The sequence below is a fragment of the Salinimonas sediminis genome (assembly GCF_003429285.1).
GTDB classification, from domain to species: Bacteria; Pseudomonadota; Gammaproteobacteria; order Enterobacterales; family Alteromonadaceae; genus Alteromonas; species Alteromonas indica.
On record NZ_CP031769.1, the window covers coordinates 3,834,707 to 3,854,318 of the forward strand.

At 48.8% G+C, this 19,612-nt stretch carries 18 protein-coding genes; 5 read left to right on the top strand and 13 right to left on the bottom strand.

Translation table 11 applies throughout. The features are described from left to right. Positions 1–10 precede the first annotated feature (10 nt). From D0Y50_RS16845 to D0Y50_RS16870, 6 genes are read right to left on the bottom strand one after another with little or no spacing between them, the layout of a single operon-like run. A complete protein-coding gene (locus D0Y50_RS16845; protein ID WP_117318122.1) occupies positions 11–1,129 on the bottom strand; it encodes a heparan-alpha-glucosaminide N-acetyltransferase domain-containing protein in 1,119 nt (372 codons plus the stop codon). Further along, positions 1,110–1,808: a (2Fe-2S)-binding protein gene (locus D0Y50_RS16850; protein WP_117318124.1), complete on the bottom strand. Its 699-nt coding sequence runs from the start codon at positions 1,806–1,808 to the stop codon at positions 1,110–1,112. Before D0Y50_RS16850 ends, D0Y50_RS16845 begins: the two co-directional genes overlap by 20 nt. Then, entirely contained in the window at positions 1,805–4,210 is a 2,406-nt protein-coding gene (locus tag D0Y50_RS16855) for a GNAT family N-acetyltransferase (protein ID WP_117318126.1), read from the bottom strand. The genes D0Y50_RS16850 and D0Y50_RS16855 overlap by 4 nt, the downstream gene beginning before the upstream one ends. A 27-nt stretch (positions 4,211–4,237) precedes the next feature. Continuing rightward, positions 4,238–5,419, bottom strand: a complete 1,182-nt coding sequence (locus D0Y50_RS16860; RefSeq protein WP_117318128.1) for an MFS transporter — start codon at positions 5,417–5,419, stop codon at positions 4,238–4,240. Beyond that, positions 5,416–6,732 (bottom strand): lysine N(6)-hydroxylase/L-ornithine N(5)-oxygenase family protein, encoded by a 1,317-nt coding sequence (locus D0Y50_RS16865; protein ID WP_232366293.1) that lies wholly within the window; start codon positions 6,730–6,732, stop codon positions 5,416–5,418. The genes D0Y50_RS16860 and D0Y50_RS16865 overlap by 4 nt, the downstream gene beginning before the upstream one ends. After that, positions 6,732–8,264, bottom strand: coding sequence for a pyridoxal phosphate-dependent decarboxylase family protein (locus D0Y50_RS16870; RefSeq protein ID WP_117318131.1), 1,533 nt, complete (start codon positions 8,262–8,264; stop codon positions 6,732–6,734). The genes D0Y50_RS16865 and D0Y50_RS16870 overlap by 1 nt, the downstream gene beginning before the upstream one ends. 330 nt (positions 8,265–8,594) lie before the next feature. Here D0Y50_RS16870 and D0Y50_RS16875 point away from each other — a divergent pair, with 330 nt between their 5' ends. Genes D0Y50_RS16875 through D0Y50_RS16885 form a run of 3 tightly spaced genes read left to right on the top strand, consistent with a single transcriptional unit; the run spans position 8,595 to position 11,548 of the window. Further along, on the top strand, positions 8,595–9,152 hold the full coding sequence (locus D0Y50_RS16875; RefSeq protein ID WP_108568744.1) for a GbsR/MarR family transcriptional regulator: 558 nt from the start codon (positions 8,595–8,597) through the stop codon (positions 9,150–9,152). Between the two features lie 11 nt (positions 9,153–9,163). Continuing rightward, positions 9,164–10,525, top strand: coding sequence for a cytochrome ubiquinol oxidase subunit I (locus D0Y50_RS16880; RefSeq protein WP_108568743.1), 1,362 nt, complete (start codon positions 9,164–9,166; stop codon positions 10,523–10,525). A gap of 12 nt (positions 10,526–10,537) precedes the next feature. Then, positions 10,538–11,548, top strand: coding sequence for a cytochrome d ubiquinol oxidase subunit II (locus tag D0Y50_RS16885; protein WP_108568742.1), 1,011 nt, complete (start codon positions 10,538–10,540; stop codon positions 11,546–11,548). A 53-nt stretch (positions 11,549–11,601) separates the two neighbouring features. Here the strand turns inward: D0Y50_RS16885 and D0Y50_RS16890 are convergent, their stop codons facing one another. Further along, the gene (locus D0Y50_RS16890; protein ID WP_117318133.1) at positions 11,602–12,786 is read right to left on the bottom strand and encodes an acyl-CoA dehydrogenase; all 1,185 of its coding nucleotides are present in this window, start codon (positions 12,784–12,786) and stop codon (positions 11,602–11,604) included. A 158-nt stretch (positions 12,787–12,944) separates the two neighbouring features. Beyond that, positions 12,945–13,418 carry an Lrp/AsnC family transcriptional regulator gene (locus tag D0Y50_RS16895; protein WP_176582464.1) on the bottom strand — a complete coding sequence of 158 codons (474 nt, stop codon included), beginning with the start codon at positions 13,416–13,418 and terminating at the stop codon, positions 12,945–12,947. 130 nt (positions 13,419–13,548) lie between these two features. Here D0Y50_RS16895 and D0Y50_RS16900 point away from each other — a divergent pair, with 130 nt between their 5' ends. Then, a complete protein-coding gene (locus D0Y50_RS16900) occupies positions 13,549–14,520 on the top strand; it encodes a PLP-dependent cysteine synthase family protein (protein ID WP_117318135.1) in 972 nt (323 codons plus the stop codon). A gap of 202 nt (positions 14,521–14,722) precedes the next feature. On the opposite strand, the gene D0Y50_RS16905 is transcribed toward D0Y50_RS16900, so the two are convergent. Further along, complete coding sequence (locus D0Y50_RS16905; protein WP_133175155.1) at positions 14,723–15,385, bottom strand: hypothetical protein; 663 nt, start codon at positions 15,383–15,385, stop codon at positions 14,723–14,725. Between the two features lie 89 nt (positions 15,386–15,474). Between D0Y50_RS16905 and D0Y50_RS16910 the strand changes: the two genes are divergently transcribed. Further along, positions 15,475–15,972 (top strand): AAA family ATPase, encoded by a 498-nt coding sequence (locus tag D0Y50_RS16910; protein WP_117318137.1) that lies wholly within the window; start codon positions 15,475–15,477, stop codon positions 15,970–15,972. Positions 15,973–16,010: 38 nt separating this feature from the next. On the opposite strand, the gene cspE is transcribed toward D0Y50_RS16910, so the two are convergent. The 4 genes from cspE to ubiE form a co-directional block, all read right to left on the bottom strand. Continuing rightward, complete coding sequence (cspE, locus tag D0Y50_RS16915) at positions 16,011–16,220, bottom strand: transcription antiterminator/RNA stability regulator CspE (protein ID WP_108568737.1); 210 nt, start codon at positions 16,218–16,220, stop codon at positions 16,011–16,013. A gap of 294 nt (positions 16,221–16,514) precedes the next feature. Continuing rightward, a complete protein-coding gene (gene ubiB / locus D0Y50_RS16920) occupies positions 16,515–18,155 on the bottom strand; it encodes a ubiquinone biosynthesis regulatory protein kinase UbiB (protein WP_108568736.1) in 1,641 nt (546 codons plus the stop codon). A 12-nt stretch (positions 18,156–18,167) separates the two neighbouring features. Beyond that, complete coding sequence (locus D0Y50_RS16925; RefSeq protein ID WP_117318139.1) at positions 18,168–18,800, bottom strand: ubiquinone biosynthesis accessory factor UbiJ; 633 nt, start codon at positions 18,798–18,800, stop codon at positions 18,168–18,170. Continuing rightward, positions 18,800–19,594 (bottom strand): bifunctional demethylmenaquinone methyltransferase/2-methoxy-6-polyprenyl-1,4-benzoquinol methylase UbiE, encoded by a 795-nt coding sequence (gene ubiE / locus D0Y50_RS16930; protein WP_117318142.1) that lies wholly within the window; start codon positions 19,592–19,594, stop codon positions 18,800–18,802. The genes D0Y50_RS16925 and ubiE overlap by 1 nt, the downstream gene beginning before the upstream one ends. Between the last annotated feature and the right edge of the window lie 18 nt (positions 19,595–19,612).

Here is a 19,612-nt window from a genome sequence, read left to right on the forward strand (position 1 = left end):
TATTCATTGATTAGCCTGGTACTGGCGGCTTTTGCCGCCGTGGCAGCCGGGCGACTACGCTACTGAGAGCAACTTTACCGCTATAATGTATGCCTAAAGTCAGTAATAACATCACCGGCATCAACAATGCGGTATGCCACGCACTTAAGGTAGCGTAGCCGACAACTCCCATCCCCCAGCATATAATGACCCACTGCAAAATATACAAACTGGTTACGTGCCGACTGGCATAGCTCACAAGTGCATACCCAGCCCATTGCATGAAACGGGCGGTAACAAACCGGTTAAGCACATACAACAGGCACAAATTAAGCCCGATTAAATAGCTAATTCCACCAAAACTAAGATGAAAAAAATTGCCAAACTGGGACTGGAAATCAAGGGCTAATGCGGCGATTCCAAACGCAAGGGCTACCAGACCAAGCCGCGCACCGTGGCTAAATAATTGCGCTGCGCTTCGGTGTGTTTCTACCTTATACCGGCCCAGATAAAAGCCAGCCAAAATTGCGCTTATCCAGGGAATAACCGGAAAGTAAACCTGATAGGTATAACCCACCAGTAATTCGCCAATATACCCACCATCCCAGGACGCACTCTCCGTTCGCAGCCAGCCGGACCCTACGGCGATAATGCTGGCCAGTGCCAGAACATAGTTACGATGTATGCAATGCAGCTTAAAACCTCCAATTATCAACAGAGATAAACCGGCCATTTGCAGAATATCGCCGGTCAGGGTTAAGTACATTAACTGCCCGGATGATAAGGGTAGCTGCCAACCATACGCCTGGATAAACGCCATCGGCATCGTATCAAACACCGTTATAGGCACCACAAATTTAAGCAGGTTCATACTATACCCAAGTAATAGTAAGCCCACCCCTCGGATTAGCATGGCCTTGACTGAACGGCGACGGGATAAAGCCAGCGATACCCCCATCGCCACCAGAAAGGAGGCCGTACCTTTACCCAGAATATGCATAATATGGCCAAACAAGGTGTCAGCCTGCACGTTATGGTCGGCGTACATCCATAACGTATGTACACATACCATCACGATTACACTTACCCCTCGGGCCAGATCCAGGGTATGCAGCCGCTTGTCTGGGTCTCTATTTTGTAAGTTGGTCATGGGTTCGATCTGTCTTAGTATGAGAATGGCACATCAACCGCGAACGCGATTGATGTGGGCAGCCGGTGCAATAGTCGTGTTGGACCAGGTAATAACGGCAGCAGGTGTTGCGTATGTCGGCATAAAGCATATCCTGGGCCGAATAACGCAATGTATTGTTAGCACAGCTATCGAGCTGGGCGTTAAGCAAAGCCAGCCCCGCTTGGGCGGTACTATAATTTAGCGCCTCCACGCGCTTAACTGCCCCCACCAGCAAGTCAGTGATCAACCGGTCTGCTTCTTTGGCTGGCAGCACATAGCCGGCCTGCTTAAGCACCATTTGTAAGTATCCGGCAAAGGGGTAAACGGAAGAGACGCGATTGCCAACCGGCCGACACGCCACTGCCGTCACGTTTACTCCCCGGGCATAGCCATTGGCTACCGCAACCGGTATTTCATGGGCCAGGCAAGCATGCCGGGCCACCAATTGCAGGTAAGTATTAATGTACACCGCCTGCCATGCGCACTGGGCAAACAAATGATAGGCCCAGAACCGCTGATTACTCATAACCAGATTCCGCCGGCCTTGATGTACCAGGTTTTCGATCAGTGCCGGGCCAGGCTTGCTGGCCGGCGCGGCGCTAAGCCGGGAGCCAAGCATCGCCTGTAGCTGGGGGGCGCGGTGTAACAGCTTCATCATACTGCCGCTAAAGCCCGCTTATCGCTGCCGAAGGTAGGGTAAGGATACATCGCTAACGGGTTATCCAGCCGGCCAGCAAATTTTAAACTGCCGGCCGGATCTGCCAGATTCACCATTTGTTTGCTGTTGCCCAATTGCAGCCGGTTGAGACAGGAATGGGCGAAATCGGGGGCGAATAAATTATGGCGTATAAACTGCTCTTCAAGCTGTGGATGTGTACGTTGGTAGTGCGTTGCCACCGCCCCGACCTGGTGCCAGAACTGCGCCTCTCCCAACCGTTTTTCCCGGTGTAAAATCGCTGCCATATAGCGAAAAAAGCAATCAAATACATCTGTGAATATACTAAGCAACGCTTTATCTTCAGGCATAGCAACATGTATTCGGGCAACGGCATCAGGCACTTGTTGGTGACTGTTTAACAGCGCCACTTCTTCACCAATATCTTTCATAAATGCACGGGTGGGTAAGCCTTCTGTGAACGCCAGAATCAAATTTTCCCCGTGGGGCATAAAGACCAGATCATGGGCGTAAAAACAATGCAACAAGGGGACGAAATACACTTTTAAATAGGCGTCCAGCCAGGCTTGCGGCCCCACACCGGCGCGATCGATAAGTTGGCCCAATAAGCTGTTACCCTGATAGTCAACATGCAATAAGCCAGCCATGGTCATAAGTTGCTCTGAACCAGTAAGCTGGGCTGTGGGATTTTCCCGCCATAAGCAGGCAAGCATTTTTTTATACGGTGTATCCCCTACGACTTCGCGTTCAAACAAGCGATGGTGATAACCCAGGGTGCTGTGTTCTTTAAGTAAGGTAAAACCGCAAGACTGCAATGTTGGATCGCTGGCCACCACATCGTATGCCCAACGATTGATAGCGGGCGTCACCTTCATATAGCCTGCCGACAACCCGCGCATAAAGCCCATGTTTTGGATTGATAACGCTACCTTGACATAGTGTTTATGGCGGTGCGACATATTGTAAAAGGTACGAATAGATTGCTGCGGCAGATAATAGTCATCGCCTTCGCCCAGATAAACCATCTTGCCAGTTGCCAACTCACCGGCAAAAACCGGGTTCAGTTTATTTTGCCATTGCCAAGGGTGAACCGGCATCCAGTAATACTGCTCGCTATTTACCCCCGCTTGCTGCAGTTGCTCGGTAAACCGGTCGCGCAACGTAACATCCAGCTCTTGTGCTATTAAACCGGTGTAATCCGGATATTGGCTATCACCGGCAAACACTGTTACTGAATGATGTACGGCTATCCATAGCAGCTTCACCGGTTTACTTACCTCCGGGGCAAAATGTTGGTAATCGTCTATACCAAAGCCAATCCGCCCATTATTGGCGATAAACACAGGATGGCCTTCTGTCATTGCGCCTTCAAGCGTTTGAAAATCAGCATACGCCAGCTCTGCAGCACCAGGGGAAGGCAACGCGCGTTTATAACAGGCGGCGGCCAGCGTACTTTGCAGTTCTTCTAAATAAGTAGCCAATGCCAGGCCTTCCAGTCCCAGCTGAGGGGCAAAATCACCAATAAAGTCACAGGCATCCAGGGCGCATTGGTGATGTTGTTTGTCATACTTCACCACACTGGCAGGGTTAATGACCAAATGGTCAAGCGCCAGCCAATCTGCTTCAAATTCATAGTGGACAGTTTCACCCCGCAGCGCATAGGTCCGTGCCGTAAGGTTGTCAGGCTGTAACAGCCTTTCGTGCACAAACTCAGTTATCGCCTTAACCACCAAGTCCCGGTTGGCGGCCTCCCAGTGAGTCGGCGTTAAATGCCCTGTAGCATCAACATACTGCTGCCTGCGCCGGGCCTCTTGCAAACGGTAGAACACATCTAACGCCTGGCAAAATCCAGGATAATCACAAAACCCTAAATAAGCCTGTTTACCCGCTATATCTATGCGCTGAGTGTGGACGAATCCCAAGCGTTTATTGAGCTGGTGAATTTTGTGATTGTTGCAGTCAGGTTCTACCACTATGCGCGCCGTACGACGGTGGGAAAATAGAGCAGTCAGTACACACCGCATCACTTGAAAGCTGAAATTGGGCTGCGGCCGCTGATTAGGGCACAGCAATATATGCATGCCGATATCCTGTGGCGCCACCGCATAGGTTTGTCCTACAGGGTCGTGGCTGGGGTTATACAACTCCACCAGCGCCACCGGTTGGTTATTTTTTAGTACCAGATAGGCCCGTTTATGCGCGTGCTCAGAAAATTCAGCATAAAACGAGACGAACTGGCTTTGGGAGTATTCCTGCATTCCCCAGAATTTGGCATATGGCTGAACGGCCCATTGCCACACTTGCCCTGCATCCTGGTCCGTCAAGGGTCGAATATGCATATCACCGAAATCGCTGATGTGCTGCTGATAAGAGGCTATAAACATAGTTTTCCTTATTGGGCTTTAAGTGCGTTAGCTGACCGGCCGGTAGTGTTTTGCTGGCGCCAGCAGTAACCAGCCGGTGAACAATATAAAAATAATCAGAAATCCCAGCGCGGCTGCCTGGAAGGTGGCCGTGGTGCTGGCATAGGAAACCAGAGAACCGGCGACAAAGGATGCGCCGATAATGCCGATATTCTGAAACAAGTGGACTTTAGCGAAATCGCTGGCATAAAAAGCAGGCTCACTACGAGCAAATAGCATGACTTCAAGCAATACGGTGACCTGAAACATGGCAATGCCCAGTAGCAATCGGCCGGCAATCACCAACTCTGGAGATGAGAAGCCTTGTAACCATAAGCCGGCGGCAGCGCCCCCCAACGACACGGCAAAAGTACGCTGGCGCTCCCATGTAGCTAGCGGTATACAACGCCGGTAGTGATTAAATACCAACATGAGCAATGCCATTCCAGCAGGGATAGCGTAAATCACCCCCGCGCCCAGTTCGCTGGCTGCCGGGTCAATGCGTAACCAGTGTGTAGCAAAAAACGGGCGGGCTAAAAATGCACTGAAGTACACCACCATAGAAACCAGCGCAAAACGCCAGATAAAAGCTGGAATACGGGCTCGAGGGGTGGCCGAGGGCGCACTGGTCTGGCGGTAAGAGGCCTGCGTATGCCGAATTAACCAAAGGCACAATACCACCTGAACCACATCGCCGGCCGCAGAAATTAAAAAGGCATAGCGGGGAGAGAATTGGGTAAACAGTACTCCACCAATCAAGGCGCCACCGATTGCCCCAAAATGCATCAGTACGGAAAATAACCCAACCAGCCCGAGGTGGGTGTGGCGTGCTTCCAGCCTAAGTACATAAGGGTAGATCAATAAATAACTGGCTTTGAATGCCAGCATAAGCTGGGCAAACAACCAAAACTGCCATAGTGTCTGGGCCCAAAAGCACAGTATGCCGAATACCGCCGCGATAACTTGCGTCACCACCCATATGTGTAACTCACTAAGATGCCGTGCAAGTTTAGCCCACAGCGGAAAACTAAACATCACCGTGGCGCAGCAGGCCGCCACAAACCAGCCCACGTGTTGCGCAGAGTTTTGTTGAAATTCCTGGGCAAAAAACTGCGGATAAAATGGCAGCAGTAAAGTATCGCAAACCACCGATATTAACGTCAGTGCAATCAAACAATAACGCAGTGTCATGCGGCATCTTCCTTATGCCTGACACATTCGACATCATCCAGGTCAAAGGTTTGAAACGCGATACGCTGTTCTACCGGATACACCTCGCCACCGACAATGGCATTGAGAATAATACTGTTGCGGTAACATGCCATACCCAAATCAGGGCTGACAAAGCCATGCGTGTGTTGTTCGGCGTTTTGGACAAACACCCCCTGGCCGGCCCGGTCAATCGCATATTGTCGGTTAACCGCGAAGCGGCCGAATTTATCAAAGGAAAGATGTTCTTTTAGTGGTGCCAGAAACCCGGGCATCTGGTAATTAAAACCTGTGGCCATCACTACATAGTCACTGTGTATACGATAGTGTTGATCCAGCTCCTCATGGTGAAAGGTCAGGCTTATATCGCGCTGCTGACGACAGTTATCCAGCGCAACTAATCGGCTGTGAGTTTTCAGGCGGGTTCGGGGCGGTGCGTCCAAACTGCGTTGGTACAGCAGGTCGTAAATTTTATTGATAAGTTCGCTGTTAATACCTTTGTACAGATTTTTCTGTGCTTTGTTGAGGGTATCGCGGGTGGGTTGCGGCAACTGGTAGAAATAATCCACATACTCTGGGGAGGTCATTTCCAGCGTTAGCTTGGTGTATTCCAGCGGAAAATAGCGAGGCGAAGAGGTTATCCAGTCAATATGCGGTCCGTTATCACCTTGGTGCTGCAATAAGTCATAGTAGATTTCTGCAGCGCTTTGGCCCCCGCCCACCAGCGTAATCCGCTTTGCCTCTAGCATCTGTGCTTTACGAGATAGGTACGCAGATGAATGCAATACTTGTGGATTCGACTGGCGGGCACACTCTGGTAAAAATGGCTGCGGCCCGGTACCCAGTACGATATGCCGCGCGTAATACACCGTGGTGGTAGGCCCGCTAGTTACCTCCACCTGATAATACCGCTCGGCTTCGTCAAAGCTCACTTTGGTGACCGTATGCTTAAAACGAATATTGCTAAGCGACTGACTAACCCACTGGCAATACTGGTTATACTCTTTCCGTAACAAGAAGAAATCTTCCCGGATATAAAACGCGTAAAGTTTATTGTGCTGCTTAGCGTAGTTTAAAAAACTGTATTCGCTGGTGGGGTCGGCCAGGGTAACCAGATCCGACATAAACGGGGTTTGCAGAGTAACATCGTCTAGCATCATGCCCGGGTGCCAGTTAAAATTTTCCCGCTGCTCAAAAAACACTGCATTTATGTGTTGGTGGGGCGCCGTGAGGGCCGCCAGGCTTAGGTTAAATGGGCCTAATCCGATGCCGATAAAATCATATACCTGCGTCATTATTGATTCTCCCTCATTAACGCCCATCCAAGCTCGCTAATGCGTTGCACCACCCGCTGTAAATCGGTGATGGTGGTGGCTGGATTGAGTAAAGTGAATTTCAGATAATGCGCCCCGGCTACTTGGGTGCGGGCTATCATGGCCTCACCAGATTGCAAAAAAGCGTCGCGAATAGCCGGATTCAATTCATCCGGTGTAGTATTAGTCAGCCCAGCCGGCGCGAAGCGAAACACAATTGCCGACAATTCAGGATCATTTAGTACTTCAAAGTCAGGATGGGTATAGAGCAGGTCGTAACACTGACGGGCCAAAGCCAGGATATTATCAATGCCCTCCCCCAGCAGAGCCGGCCCCATCATACGTAGGGTCATCCACAATTTAAGGGCATCGAAACGGCGGGTAGTTTGCAGGCTTTTATCGACCAGATTAGGATAGCCCTGGTCTTTTTCGCAAAGCGGGTTTAAGTAATCGCTATGCAATGTTATATGGCTAAAATGCTGTCGGTTTCTACATAAAAAGGCGCTGCTGCTTACTGGCTGCATAAACGATTTATGGTAATCCAGGGTGACAGAATCAGCATGTTCTATACCGCTCAACCGATGACGATACTGCTCGCTTAGCAGTAACCCGCCGCCGTACGCTGCATCGACGTGAAACCACATAGCATGTTGGCGGGCTATCTGTGCTAGCTGGTCAAGGTTATCAATACTGCCGTAATCTGTAGTTCCTGCGGTGGCATTGATACAGATGGGAATCAATCCATGCAGTTTAGCCGTGTCAATGGCCTGGCTCAGCGCCGTTGGATCCATTTTAAACTGTGCATCGGTGGCCACAGCGATGACAGATTCATAACCCAATCCCAGCAACGCAGCTGCCTTTTGAATGCTGAAGTGACTCAGCTGGGAGGTAAATATACGAAACTTGCTGGCGATGGCAGGTAAACCCTGATGCTTTACGCAATGCTCAGGGCAATAGCGGGCTACGGCCTGTTCCCGGGCCATCAGCATACCCATTAAATTGGATTGCGTACCGCCTGAGGTAAAAATACCGTCAGCCTGTGAATCAAAGCCAAGCTGCTCGCACGTCCAGTTAATTAACTTTTGTTCTATTAAGGTTGCCCCACCGCTTTGATCCCAGGTATCCACAGAGGTGTTTACGGCGCTAAGTATTTGCTCTGCCAGTACCGCAGGATAGGCTACCGGACAGTTTAAATGCGCAACATAGTCAGGGTGATGAAAGTAAACGGCGTTATTCAGATAAATTGATTCCACCTCACTTAGCACATTCTCAAATGAAGCCGCTGGTGTCGCCAGGTTGATCTGGTTGACCTGCTGTGCCAGTCGGTGTGGCGAGACACCGGAAAAAGGCTGGCGGGCATTGACCATGGCTTTATTGACCAGCGTCAGGCTTTGCAGAGCACCAATTTGATAATCACTGAGGTTTTGCGGACAAAATAAATAGTCGTTAACGGACTTGCCGATAGGCGTATTAAAGGGCGCTGAAGAAAGTAATGCGACGTTAGCGTTTTGCATATCATTCCTGTGATAAACGAAAATAACCAGTCTTTTAATGCTAGTGATAATAGTTATCATTAGCAATAGCATTAAAGAACTACTTTCGATTTTAGCGTTTAGTTATAGGAAAAAGATGAATGAAATAAGCAATATTTATCTAACTTTCACCTAAATTAAAGGATTTTACCCACATTTTCACGAAAGTTTTCGTTTCCCGTAAAACTGGATCGACCAGATTTTTGGGGTTCATTACAGGCGTTTAATGAACAATTTATGGATAAGATTTGATCGGTCAATTCATATGTAATAAACTTTCAGTAATTTCTGAAACTTTGTAAGGCAGTAATAATGCAAATGTCGCCGATGGTAACGTCAGCCGTTATGCACTTTGGTGAAATGGGCAGTCGCTGGGGCTTTAACCGCACGGTAGGCCAAATACTGGCACTTATTGTATTGAGTGAAAAACCGGTCGCCGCCCAGGAAATTGCTGACGCACTGAATATTTCCCGGGGCAATACCAGTATGGGTTTAAAAGAGCTGCAGTCCTGGCAGTTAGTTAAACAACAAATTGTACCCGGTGAACGAAAGGAGTTTTTTGTACCCGCCGGGACTATCTGGGTATTAGCCAACCGAGTATTTGAAGAGCGACGTAAGCGTGAAATTGATCCAACCTTAACCCTACTGCGCGATTTAATGTTAGATACGCCAATAGGTGAACAAGATAAGGAAGTACAAAGTAAATTAAATGAGATTCATGATTTATTGGAATCGGTAACGGCGTGGTCTCAGGAGTTACAAAATTTAGGTCCTGAAAAGCTTCATACGCTGATGAAGTTAGGTTCGGGTTTAGGCCGTATGCTCGACTTTAAAGATAAACTGCTGCCGGGTAAGTCTTCGCAGCAATAAAGGAGGTTACTGTGGACGTACTGATGCTTTCGAGACTTCAGTTTGCACTTAATATTAGCTTTCACATTCTGTTTCCCACTATCACTATCGCACTGGGCTGGTTTTTATTTTATTTTAAAGTGCGTTCGAACGTGTCTGGCCATCCGGTATGGATGCGTATTTATCGTTTTTGGGTGCGAGTATTTGCCCTCACCTTCGCACTTGGCGTAGTCAGCGGCGTAACCATGTCATTTCAGTTCGGTACTAACTGGCCAGGGTTTATGGAAAAAGCCGGTAACGTGGCAGGCCCTCTATTAGGTTATGAAGTACTCACCGCCTTTTTCTTAGAAGCGACCTTCCTTGGCATTATGCTGTTTGGTAGCCGCCGGGTACCTAATTGGTTGCATACGTTATCCTCTCTAATTGTTGCGATAGGTACAACCATCTCGGCATTTTGGATAATTTCGTTAAATAGCTGGATGCACACCCCCCAGGGCCACGAAATTATTGACGGGGTAATTTATGCCAAAGATTGGTCACAAATTATTTTTAATCCGTCGTTTCCTTATCGCCTAACCCACATGCTACTGGCGTCTGGCTTAACCGCCAGCTTTCTTATAGCGGGGTTGTCGGCTTATCGCATTGTTAAAGGTGACGATAAAATAGCGCCCAAAATCGCGTTAAAAACGGCCACTTATACTGCGGCCATATTAATCCCGCTACAAATTTTCGCGGGCGATATGCACGGGCTGAACACCCTTGAACATCAGCCGCAAAAAGTAGCCGCAATGGAAGGTTTGTGGGAAACCGAGCGCGAAGTACCGTTACTGTTGTTTGCCATTCCCGATGAAGAAAACCGTACCAACCATTTTGAAATTGGGGTACCGCGGTTAGCCAGTTTAATTCTTACCCACAGCGCAGATGGGGAAATTCAGGGATTGAATGAATTTAAAGGAGAACATCCGCCAGTTAAACCTGTGTTCTTTGCCTTCAGGGTGATGGTAGGAATGGGGATGTTTATGCTGCTTTGCGCCTGGCTTGGAAGCTATTACCTATGGCGTAACAATGCGCTGCCGGGGTGGCTGAATAAAGTGTTCATGGCCATGAGCTTTAGCGGCTGGATAGCTACCCTGGCTGGCTGGTACGTTACCGAGGTAGGTCGTCAGCCGTATTTGGTAACGGGCGTATTGAAGACTATTGACGCGGTTACCGGGTTGCCGGGTGGGAATGTTGCACTGTCTTTCACATTATACGCCCTGCTGTATGGCGTATTGTTGGTGGCCTACATGGGCACGTTAACTTTGATGTGTCGCAAATCTATTGAAATAGAAGAAATAACCAGTGAAGAACGTGACCAGGCAAGGGCCGCTCGCTACGCTGCGGCTAAAGCTTAACAGGAGCATATTATGCCATTTGAAAATTTGTCGATAGATACGCTGGCGAATATATATATTGGTTTACTGGGCTTAGCAGTACTGCTGTACGCGGTGCTGGATGGCTATGATTTAGGCGTGGGGTTGCTGATTCCTCCACGCGAAGAGCGCTTTCGCGATGACATGATCGCATCTATCGGGCCATACTGGGATGCCAATGAAACCTGGTTGGTGCTGGCAGTAGGACTTTTATTGTTTGCCTTTCCTGAAGCGCACAGTGATATTCTGCAAACGCTGTATCTTCCTGCCACTTTCATGTTGGTAGGGTTGATCCTGCGCGGCGTGTCATTCGACTTCAGGGCTAAAGTTGCCCAGGTAAAAAAACGCAAGTGGGACCTGACATTTAAATACGGTTCGTTACTCACGACTTTAGCGCAGGGTTATATGCTGGGTATTTGGGTCACCGGCCTGCGGACCGACTGGGCCGCACAAGGTTTTGCGTTGTTGTCTGCGCTTGGCGTGACCGCAGCGTATGCCTTTATTGGAGCATGTTGGTTAATCCTCAAAAGCGAAGGCGAATTACAACAAAAAGCCTTCTATTGGGCCAGACGCGGCTTAGGGATACTGGCAGGCGGCATTATTGCGGTAAGCCTGGCTAATCTGTTTTTGCATGAAGAGGTGCGTAATCTGTGGCTATCAGCGCCCTGGGGCTATGTACTGATGGCCATCCCCATAGCTTGCTTTGCCTTGTTAGGCTTGTGTGCAGTGGTATTAAAACGACTGCCGGCGGCAGAAGGCCGGGGCGAATGGCTGCCGTTTGGTATAGCACTCCTGGTGTTTGTACTGTGTTTCGGGGCCTTCGGCGTAAGCTATTACCCCTTCGTGGTGCCGGGCGAGCTTACCATTATGGACGCAGTAGCGGATGCAAATTCCCTACGCTTTTTGCTGGTCGGGGCGTCAATTGTGGTGCCGTGTATTTTGGCATACACCTTTATGGTCTATCGCATCTTTGCCGGTAAATCAGAAAAACTCAGTTATTACTGACAGGTAATGGCGGAGTTAGTGTGAAGGCAGCCTGTGGCTGCCTTTTTGTCATGCTAAAAAAAGGTCTGCAGGCCGGTTTGAGCGCGGCCCAATATCAGCCCATGCACATCGTAGGTGCCCTCATAGGTATTCACAGTTTCCAGATTTACCATATGCCGCATTACCTGGAACTCATCGGCAATACCATTCCCGCCATGCATGTCCCTGGACATTCTGGCAATATTTAATGCTTTGCTGCAATTATTGCGCTTGATAAGCGAAATCATTGCCGGGTCAAACTGCCCGGCGTCGATTAACCGCCCTACCTGTAACGCCGCCTGCAGACCCAATGCAATCTCGGTTTGCATGTCCGCCAGTTTACTTTGAAAGAGCTGGGTTTGCGCTAGCGGGCGGCCAAATTGTTTGCGATCCAAACCGTAGCGTCGCGCCGCATGCCAGCAAAACTCTGCTGCCCCCATGGCGCCCCACGAAATACCAAAGCGCGCCATATTCAAACAACTAAACGGCCCTTTTAAACCGCTCACACCCGGCAGCATATTTTGTTCAGGTACCAATACATTATCCATTACCACTTCGCCGGTGACCGAGGCTCTCAGTGACAATTTTCCCTGTATTTGGGGCGTACTTAGCCCCTGCATGCCGCGCTCTAATATAAAACCACGGATGCTGCCATCTTCACTTTCATTTTTTGCCCACACTATAAATACATCAGCAATCGGGGAATTTGTTATCCACATTTTATTGCCTGTAAGCCGGTATCCCCCTGAGGTTTTGACCGCTTTAGTGCGCATACTGGCAGGATCAGAGCCTGCGTCTGGCTCAGTAAGGCCGAAGCACCCAATCCATTCCCCGCTGGCGAGCTTGGGTAAATACTGGTCTTTTTGGGCATCACTGCCAAACTGATGAATCGGGTGCATCACCAGCGAAGACTGCACACTCATAGCACTGCGGTAACCGCTGTCTACCCGCTCAACTTCTCTGGCCAGTAGCCCATAGGATACGTAGTTGACGCCGGCGCACCCGTAACCTTCTATCGTGGCGCCCAACATACCCATATCGCCAAACTGGCGCATGATATTTCGATCAAACACGCCATCCCGATTTGCCTGCACAATACCGGGCTGCAGCGTTTGCTGGCAAAACTGATGGGCAGCATCAGCTAACATTCGTTCTTCAGTATTCAGCTGGGTATTGAGTAACAGGATATCGTCCCAACAGGCTAATGGGGTGGTGCTCATAGGGGGTTCCTCAGCAAAATGGTTCGTTTCATGCTATCACAGTGGGCTACCCCAACAAGCTGAACCTATACCGTTCAGGTTGTTGGCTAACCTCAGCCATTGCAGGGTATAGCGGTTATACACTATTGCACACACTACCCGTATTTCGCAGGGAAGCACTACAAGTGGTGTAACGGCAACGCCGTGGAATATTTCATCTGCTCCATTGCAAAACTGGAGGTCACATCGTTCAGCTCTATACCTTTGACCAACCGTTTATAGAAATGATCAAAACTGGCCATATCCGCTACCAGTACTTTAAGCAGGTAATCATACTCACCACTCATACGATAAAACTCCACTACCTCATCAAAGGCCGAGACGTGATTAGCAAAATTATCTAACCACTTACCATCGTGCCGCGCGGCCTTTATTTGCACGAAAACGGTCATGTGTAAACCAAGTTCAGCCGCGTTTAATAAGGCAACTTTCTGCGCGATGATCCCCTGTTGCTGAAGGCGTTGGATGCGCCGCCAGCATGGCGTTGATGTCAGACCAACCTGTTCAGCAATATCCGCCACCGGCATATCCGACTGTCGTTGCAACAATGACAATATTTCTTTGTCTATTTTATCTATAGCAATATTTTTCATTTATTAGCGCTTATGCAGCATTAGATTCTTTTTTAGCATAGATAAACACGGTGCTTTAAGCAAATTCTCTCCCCGTGCAGTGCCACACTAACTGTCGACGTTACTTACCTGTAAACAAGGACTCGGAATCATGCTTGCCAGCCATCGCCACTTATCACCTTACACGCGCGCGCCGCGTATCTTCGACGATATTACGCAAACCATCGGCCATACACCGCTTATTCGCTTACAGCGGCTAGCCGCGTTACAGCAGTGGCACTGTACACCAATGGCTAAGGTGGAATATTTTAATCCGGCAGGGTCAATTAAAGACCGCCCGGCATTGGCCATGATGCAGGCGTTAATGGCTAGTCCTGAATTTAATAGCAACACCACTATTATTGAAGCGTCATCGGGGAATAACGGCGTAGCATGTGCCTGGTTAGGCGCCCTTTACGGCATCGCTGTCACCATTGTTATTCCTGAGCACATGTCGGTGGAACGACAGCAACTTATTAAACACTATGGCGCGACCGTGATTACCACGGCCAAAACGCTGGGAACCAAGGGAGCCATCGATCACGCCAGTGAATTAGTGGCGGCCACGCCGGGCGCGGTATCGTTAAATCAATTTTCTAACAAAGCGAACGTCTTTGCCCATGCAGCTTCCACAGCCAGCGAGATTTGGCACGATACCCAAGGTGCGGTTGATGTCATTGTGGCAGGCGTAGGCACCGGGGGCACCATTACCGGTTTGGCCCATGCGCTGAAAAAACATAATCCCTTACTGCAAGTTATTGCAGTAGAGCCCGCCCGGTGTCCGGTGCTAAGTGAAAATCGCAGTGGAGTGCATAATATCCAGGGGCTCAGTTCAGGCCATGTGCCAGATATTTTAGATACCGGGTGTATAGATAAGATAATGACGGTAGATGATGACGAAGCTATCGCCTATGCGCGGATGCTGGCCACTAGCGAAGGACTTGCGGTAGGTATATCCTCGGGCGCGGCTATGCACGCTACCGCCCGACTGTGCTGCCAACCGGCCTATAGACATAAGCACATTGTCACTATTTTGGCTGATGGCGCAGAACGTTATTTCTCTACCCCGTCGTTTAATAAGTAAGCATAACCCCCTACCATCGTGCTTTTAACGGGGCCACCTTGGCTTGGGGCAGCCCAACTTCATTGCCCGAACAAGAGAAAAGACCTAAGGCCAGCCGGGATAGCTAAGATGACCCAGGTAACTGGGCTAACTGGGCTAACTGGGCTAACGGAGATAGCGCAGCCCTATGCGGTGATTTTCAAGGTGGAGGCCCGTGGGGTAATTACTCGACTACCTGACTGGTTAGCCACCATGGCTTAGCAAAACTAACCTGCCCGGCGGGAATTTCAAACCGGTATGGTGGTTCAAATGCTTTCCAGAATAATGCGCTAAAACGCGTATCGGTAATATTTACCTTTCCCGCCTTGGCGTATTGTTGCAGCAGAGTATGGTAGGCCTCTACAGGTAATTGTGGATTGCGTTGGGTAAACACAACTGTGCCACCTAGCTCAGCATACAATGCTTTATCTATTTGCCACTGCAGCACTTGTTTTTGTGCAATACCGGGTAAACTATTATCGTTGCCTGCAGATGACGTGGCGCCATTTTTCGTCGTTGCAGCATGTTGGCTGGCAAAGCGCTCAATAAAACGTGCCACTAAATCGGGATCCGCTGTTATATTGTGCTGCTTAGCATAATCAGCCATTACTGCATCCAAGATCTGACGAGCCAGTTCATTGTGCTGAAAACTGGCAATCGCCATGTCTTTACTTACGCCCATGTCGCGGGCCAGCTTAGTTAGTTTGGCAGGCGCGGGGCTAATTTGCTCAATCGTCACAGACTGTCCAAATAAGGTGGCTACTGGTTCCGTTTTCGCTTCTGCTATGGTCGCTAAGCACCCGATCACCGCTACAGCGGCTACCAAGTTACGTAATAATACAGACATCAAACCCTCCTCTTGCGACCAAATAGTAGCCACCGGACAATAACCATTACATACTGCCATCATAGTGCCATCAAAATCCAGCACCAACTATGTACACACTCTTCATTGTTTGCGGGCAGCCAGCTGTCGGTAAGACTACCTGGGCCGGGCAGCTTGCCAAAACACAGCATGCTTGCTTTATAGATATTGATACCGTTAGCGAGCCACTAGTACACGCAGGATTGCGCTTAGCCGGGCACGATCCTGACGATCGGGACAGTACCCTGTATAAAACCGCTTTTCGCCAGCCGGTCTATCAGGCAATGTTTGCAATGGCTAACGATAATCTGCCCCACACTAACGTAGTGTTGTGTGCTCCTTTTACCCAAGAGTTGGCCAACCAGCACTGGCCACAACAGCTAGCAAGTCAGTACGGGTGTAACGTTATGGTATATTGGTTATTTGCTAAAGCCGAAACGATAAAGCAAAGAATGATAATTAGGGGGAATAACAGAGATAGGAATAAGCTGAAAAGGTGGGATGATTATCAGGCTTATTTTAAAGCAATGCCACAGTGCCGTCATATTGCGGTTGACTGTGACATATAAAAAAACAGCAGCCACACGACTGCTGTTTTTAGGAATACTTAGATAGCATTCACGTTGGCAGCTTGCAGACCTTTCTGACCCTGCTCAACTTCAAACTCAACGCGTTGACCTTCGTTAAGCGTTTTGTAGCCTTCTGACACGATAGCACGGAAATGAACGAAAACGTCCTTATCACCACTATCCTGAGTTAGAAAACCATAACCTTTATCAGCGTTAAACCACTTAACGGTACCTGTAACTTTAGACATGTAGACCTCAAAAATCTCTATAAATATCGCTTTCGCGTATAACTAAACGTCTTTAAACCTGACGAGTTTATTTGGGTCTTACTTTGGAATGAACAAACCACTAACAGCAAATCACAGGTGTAACTTGAGTATTTATACATCAACGCAGAAACAAATATAATCACGTCTTGTTAAAGACTGGGGCTAAAACAGCCAAGAACACTATAACAGGTATTTTTAAAATTGATACATAAAATAGGGATTGAATGTTAATAATCATCAAAATTTCATGTTTCGGCGGCTTCGCAAAATACGTTACTGCTGTTCCCGGTGTCCCTTTCGCCAAGAACGCATCCAGCAGCCTACGCCTACTGTAGCGCTAAGTGCCGTCAGCCCCCAGGGTAAATCATATATAGGCAAAATAGCGGCCACAATAATAAAGGTGGCGCCAACAATACTATAATGAGCAGCCCGGGTGGCCTGTATTTGCATATCCACCAGACGCTGGTGTTCTTTGCGTTGCTGAATAGGCAGTGCCTTTAATTGCAACATACTATCATGCAGTAAATCGGGCATATCAGGCAGCTTTTCCGACCAGTACGGTAAATTACTTTTTACCTTGTTAAGCATGGCCTTGATACCCACCTGCTCCTGCATCCAGTTTTCTAAAAAAGGTTTTGCGGTTTTCCATAAATCCAGCTGTGGATAAAGCTGGCGCCCTAATCCTTCGATATACAGCAACGTTTTTTGCAACAATACCAATTGGGGCTGCACCACCATATTGAAGCGCCGGGCGGTATTAAACAGTTGCAGTAAAACATTACCAAAGGAAATATCGGCCAACGGCTTTTGAAAAATAGGTTCGCATACAGTACGTATGGCCATTTCAAATTCGTCTATATTGGTATCTGCTGGCACCCACCCCGAATCCGCATGAAGTTGGGCAACTTTACGATAGTCCCGGTTAAAAAATGCCACAAAGTTTTCGGCCAGATAGCGTTTATCTTCTTTATTCAACGTTCCCACAATCCCAAAATCGATAGCAATGTATTTAGGTTGGGATGGGTTTTCAGGGGAAACAAAAATGTTGCCCGGGTGCATGTCAGCGTGAAAAAAGCTGTCTCGGAAGACCTGGGTGAAAAACACCTCTACGCCCCGCTCCGCCAGCAGCTTCATATTGGTATTTTGCGCCAGCAAAGCATCAATATTAGACACTGGAATACCGTAAATTCGCTCCATCACCAATACGTTGTGCCGACACAGCTCGCTGTAAATGGCGGGTATGTACAAAGCATCAGACCCTTCAAAGTTCCGTCTTAGCTGGATACCGTTGGCCGACTCGCGAAGTAAATCCAGCTCATCCACCAGGGTCTTTTGATATTCAGTGACGACTTCAACCGGCCGTAAACGTTTACCATCAGGTAACCACTTCTGGAGCACCTGGGCCAGGGTGAACAACAGGTCCATATCCGCTTCAATGGTTTTGCGAATATCCGGACGCAGCACCTTTACTACCACATTCTTTTGATTGCTACGCAAGGTAGCAGCATGAACTTGGGCAATAGAAGCCGAAGCCAGGGGCTCAACCTGAAAGTCGCTGAATAGCTCATCCAGATGGGTAATACCCAATGATTGCCGGATAATGTCCTGGGCTTTGTCGGAAGGAAATGGCGCAACTTTATCCTGAAGCCGGGCCAGCTCGTTGGCAATAGCGGGGTGTAGCAAGTCACGTCGGGTTGACAACATCTGCCCGAATTTAATAAAAACCGGCCCCAAAGATTGCAACGCCAGGGTGATTCGCTGGCCAGCGGTTTTATCTTTGTACTGGTTATTTATCCAAAAAATACACCTGCGCATGGCTCGGGCATACCAGGGCATCCAGCGATCAGGGATAAGTTCATCTAAACCGTGCTGTAACAGCACCTTGTTGATTTGATACAACCGAAAAATTCGCATAACCAAAGGTGATCACTGCTCGTTGTTTAGGGCATTAAGGCGGGCTTCAAAACGTTGTACGTCATCGCGTAATGCATCGACTTCATCGTTAAAGTGCATTACCGCCAGCTTACCTACACCGATGGGTTTTTCTTCGGTGAGGGCATTACTGATACCAGCACGTGAACGCGCCAGCGCATTGGCTATCTGGGTTTTGAAGCCAGCTAAGGTTTGGCCTGCCTGATGGGCGATTACGTCGCCGGTATAATGCGACAACCATTCCTGCGGATCGATATCCAACTGGCCAAAGAGTGCGGCGGTGTGTTGAGCAATATGTAAATCGCCATCCAAATGCAGCTCACCTTGCCGTATTAACTGGGTTAGCTGGCTGGTTTGGGTCAATTTGGGCAACACTTCCAGAGAGGTACGTATACAACAGCTATTTTCATCCAGCTGTGCCACTAGCTCGCTGTGTTCTAAGAGTTCCGTGAGTACGTCTACCCGCTGCGAAAACACCAAGGTTAACGCATGCGGAAACTGGTCAATATACAAAGTCAGCCGTTTACCGTTTAGCGGAAGCAGTCTGGCCTGGCTATCTTCATCCAGTGCCAGTACCCGATTAATCGCCGTTTCAGCTATTGCACTTAACAGAGCACTGGCTGGCATTAAAATTTGTATCCACGATGCAATGCCACAATCCCGCCTGTCAGGTTGGTGTAGTCACATTGTTCAAACCCTGCCTGCTCAAACATTCCTTTGAGCGTTTCCTGGTCAGGGTGCATACGAATGCTCTCTGCCAGGTAGCGGTAGCTTTCTTCATCATTCGCAACTATCTGGCCCATCCGGGGCAAAATATGGAACGAGTAAATATCGTATATTTTAGATAGGTGCTGGGAAGCCGGTTTGGAAAATTCCAATACCAGCAAGCGGCCTCCGGGCTTCAGCACCCGATAGATTGAATTAAGCGCATTTTGCTTTTCTGTCACATTCCGTAAGCCAAATGCCATGGTGACCACGTCGAACGAGTTATCGGGAAAAGGCAAACTTTCGGCATCGGCCTGGACATAATCAATATTGCCAACCAATCCTTTGTCACGCAGTTTATCGCGACCTACTTTAAGCATGGAAAGATTGATATCGGCCAGGGTGACTGAACCACCGGGACCGACCATGCGCGAAAATTTTGCGGTCAGATCGCCCGTGCCACCCGCAATATCCAATACTTTATGCCCGGCTCTTACGCCAGAACAGTCAAGCGCGTAACGTTTCCAAAGACGGTGGATTCCCAATGACATCAAATCATTCATGACATCGTATTTAGCCGCTACAGAATCAAACACGTTAGCCACTAAAGACGCCTTTTGCGCCTTATCGACCTGCTTAAAGCCAAAGTGGGTTTGCTGCGTAGTGGGCGTGGCCTGGGTATCGGAGGTACCAGATGGTGTGTTTGCGTCGCTCATACCTGTCCTGTTGGCATA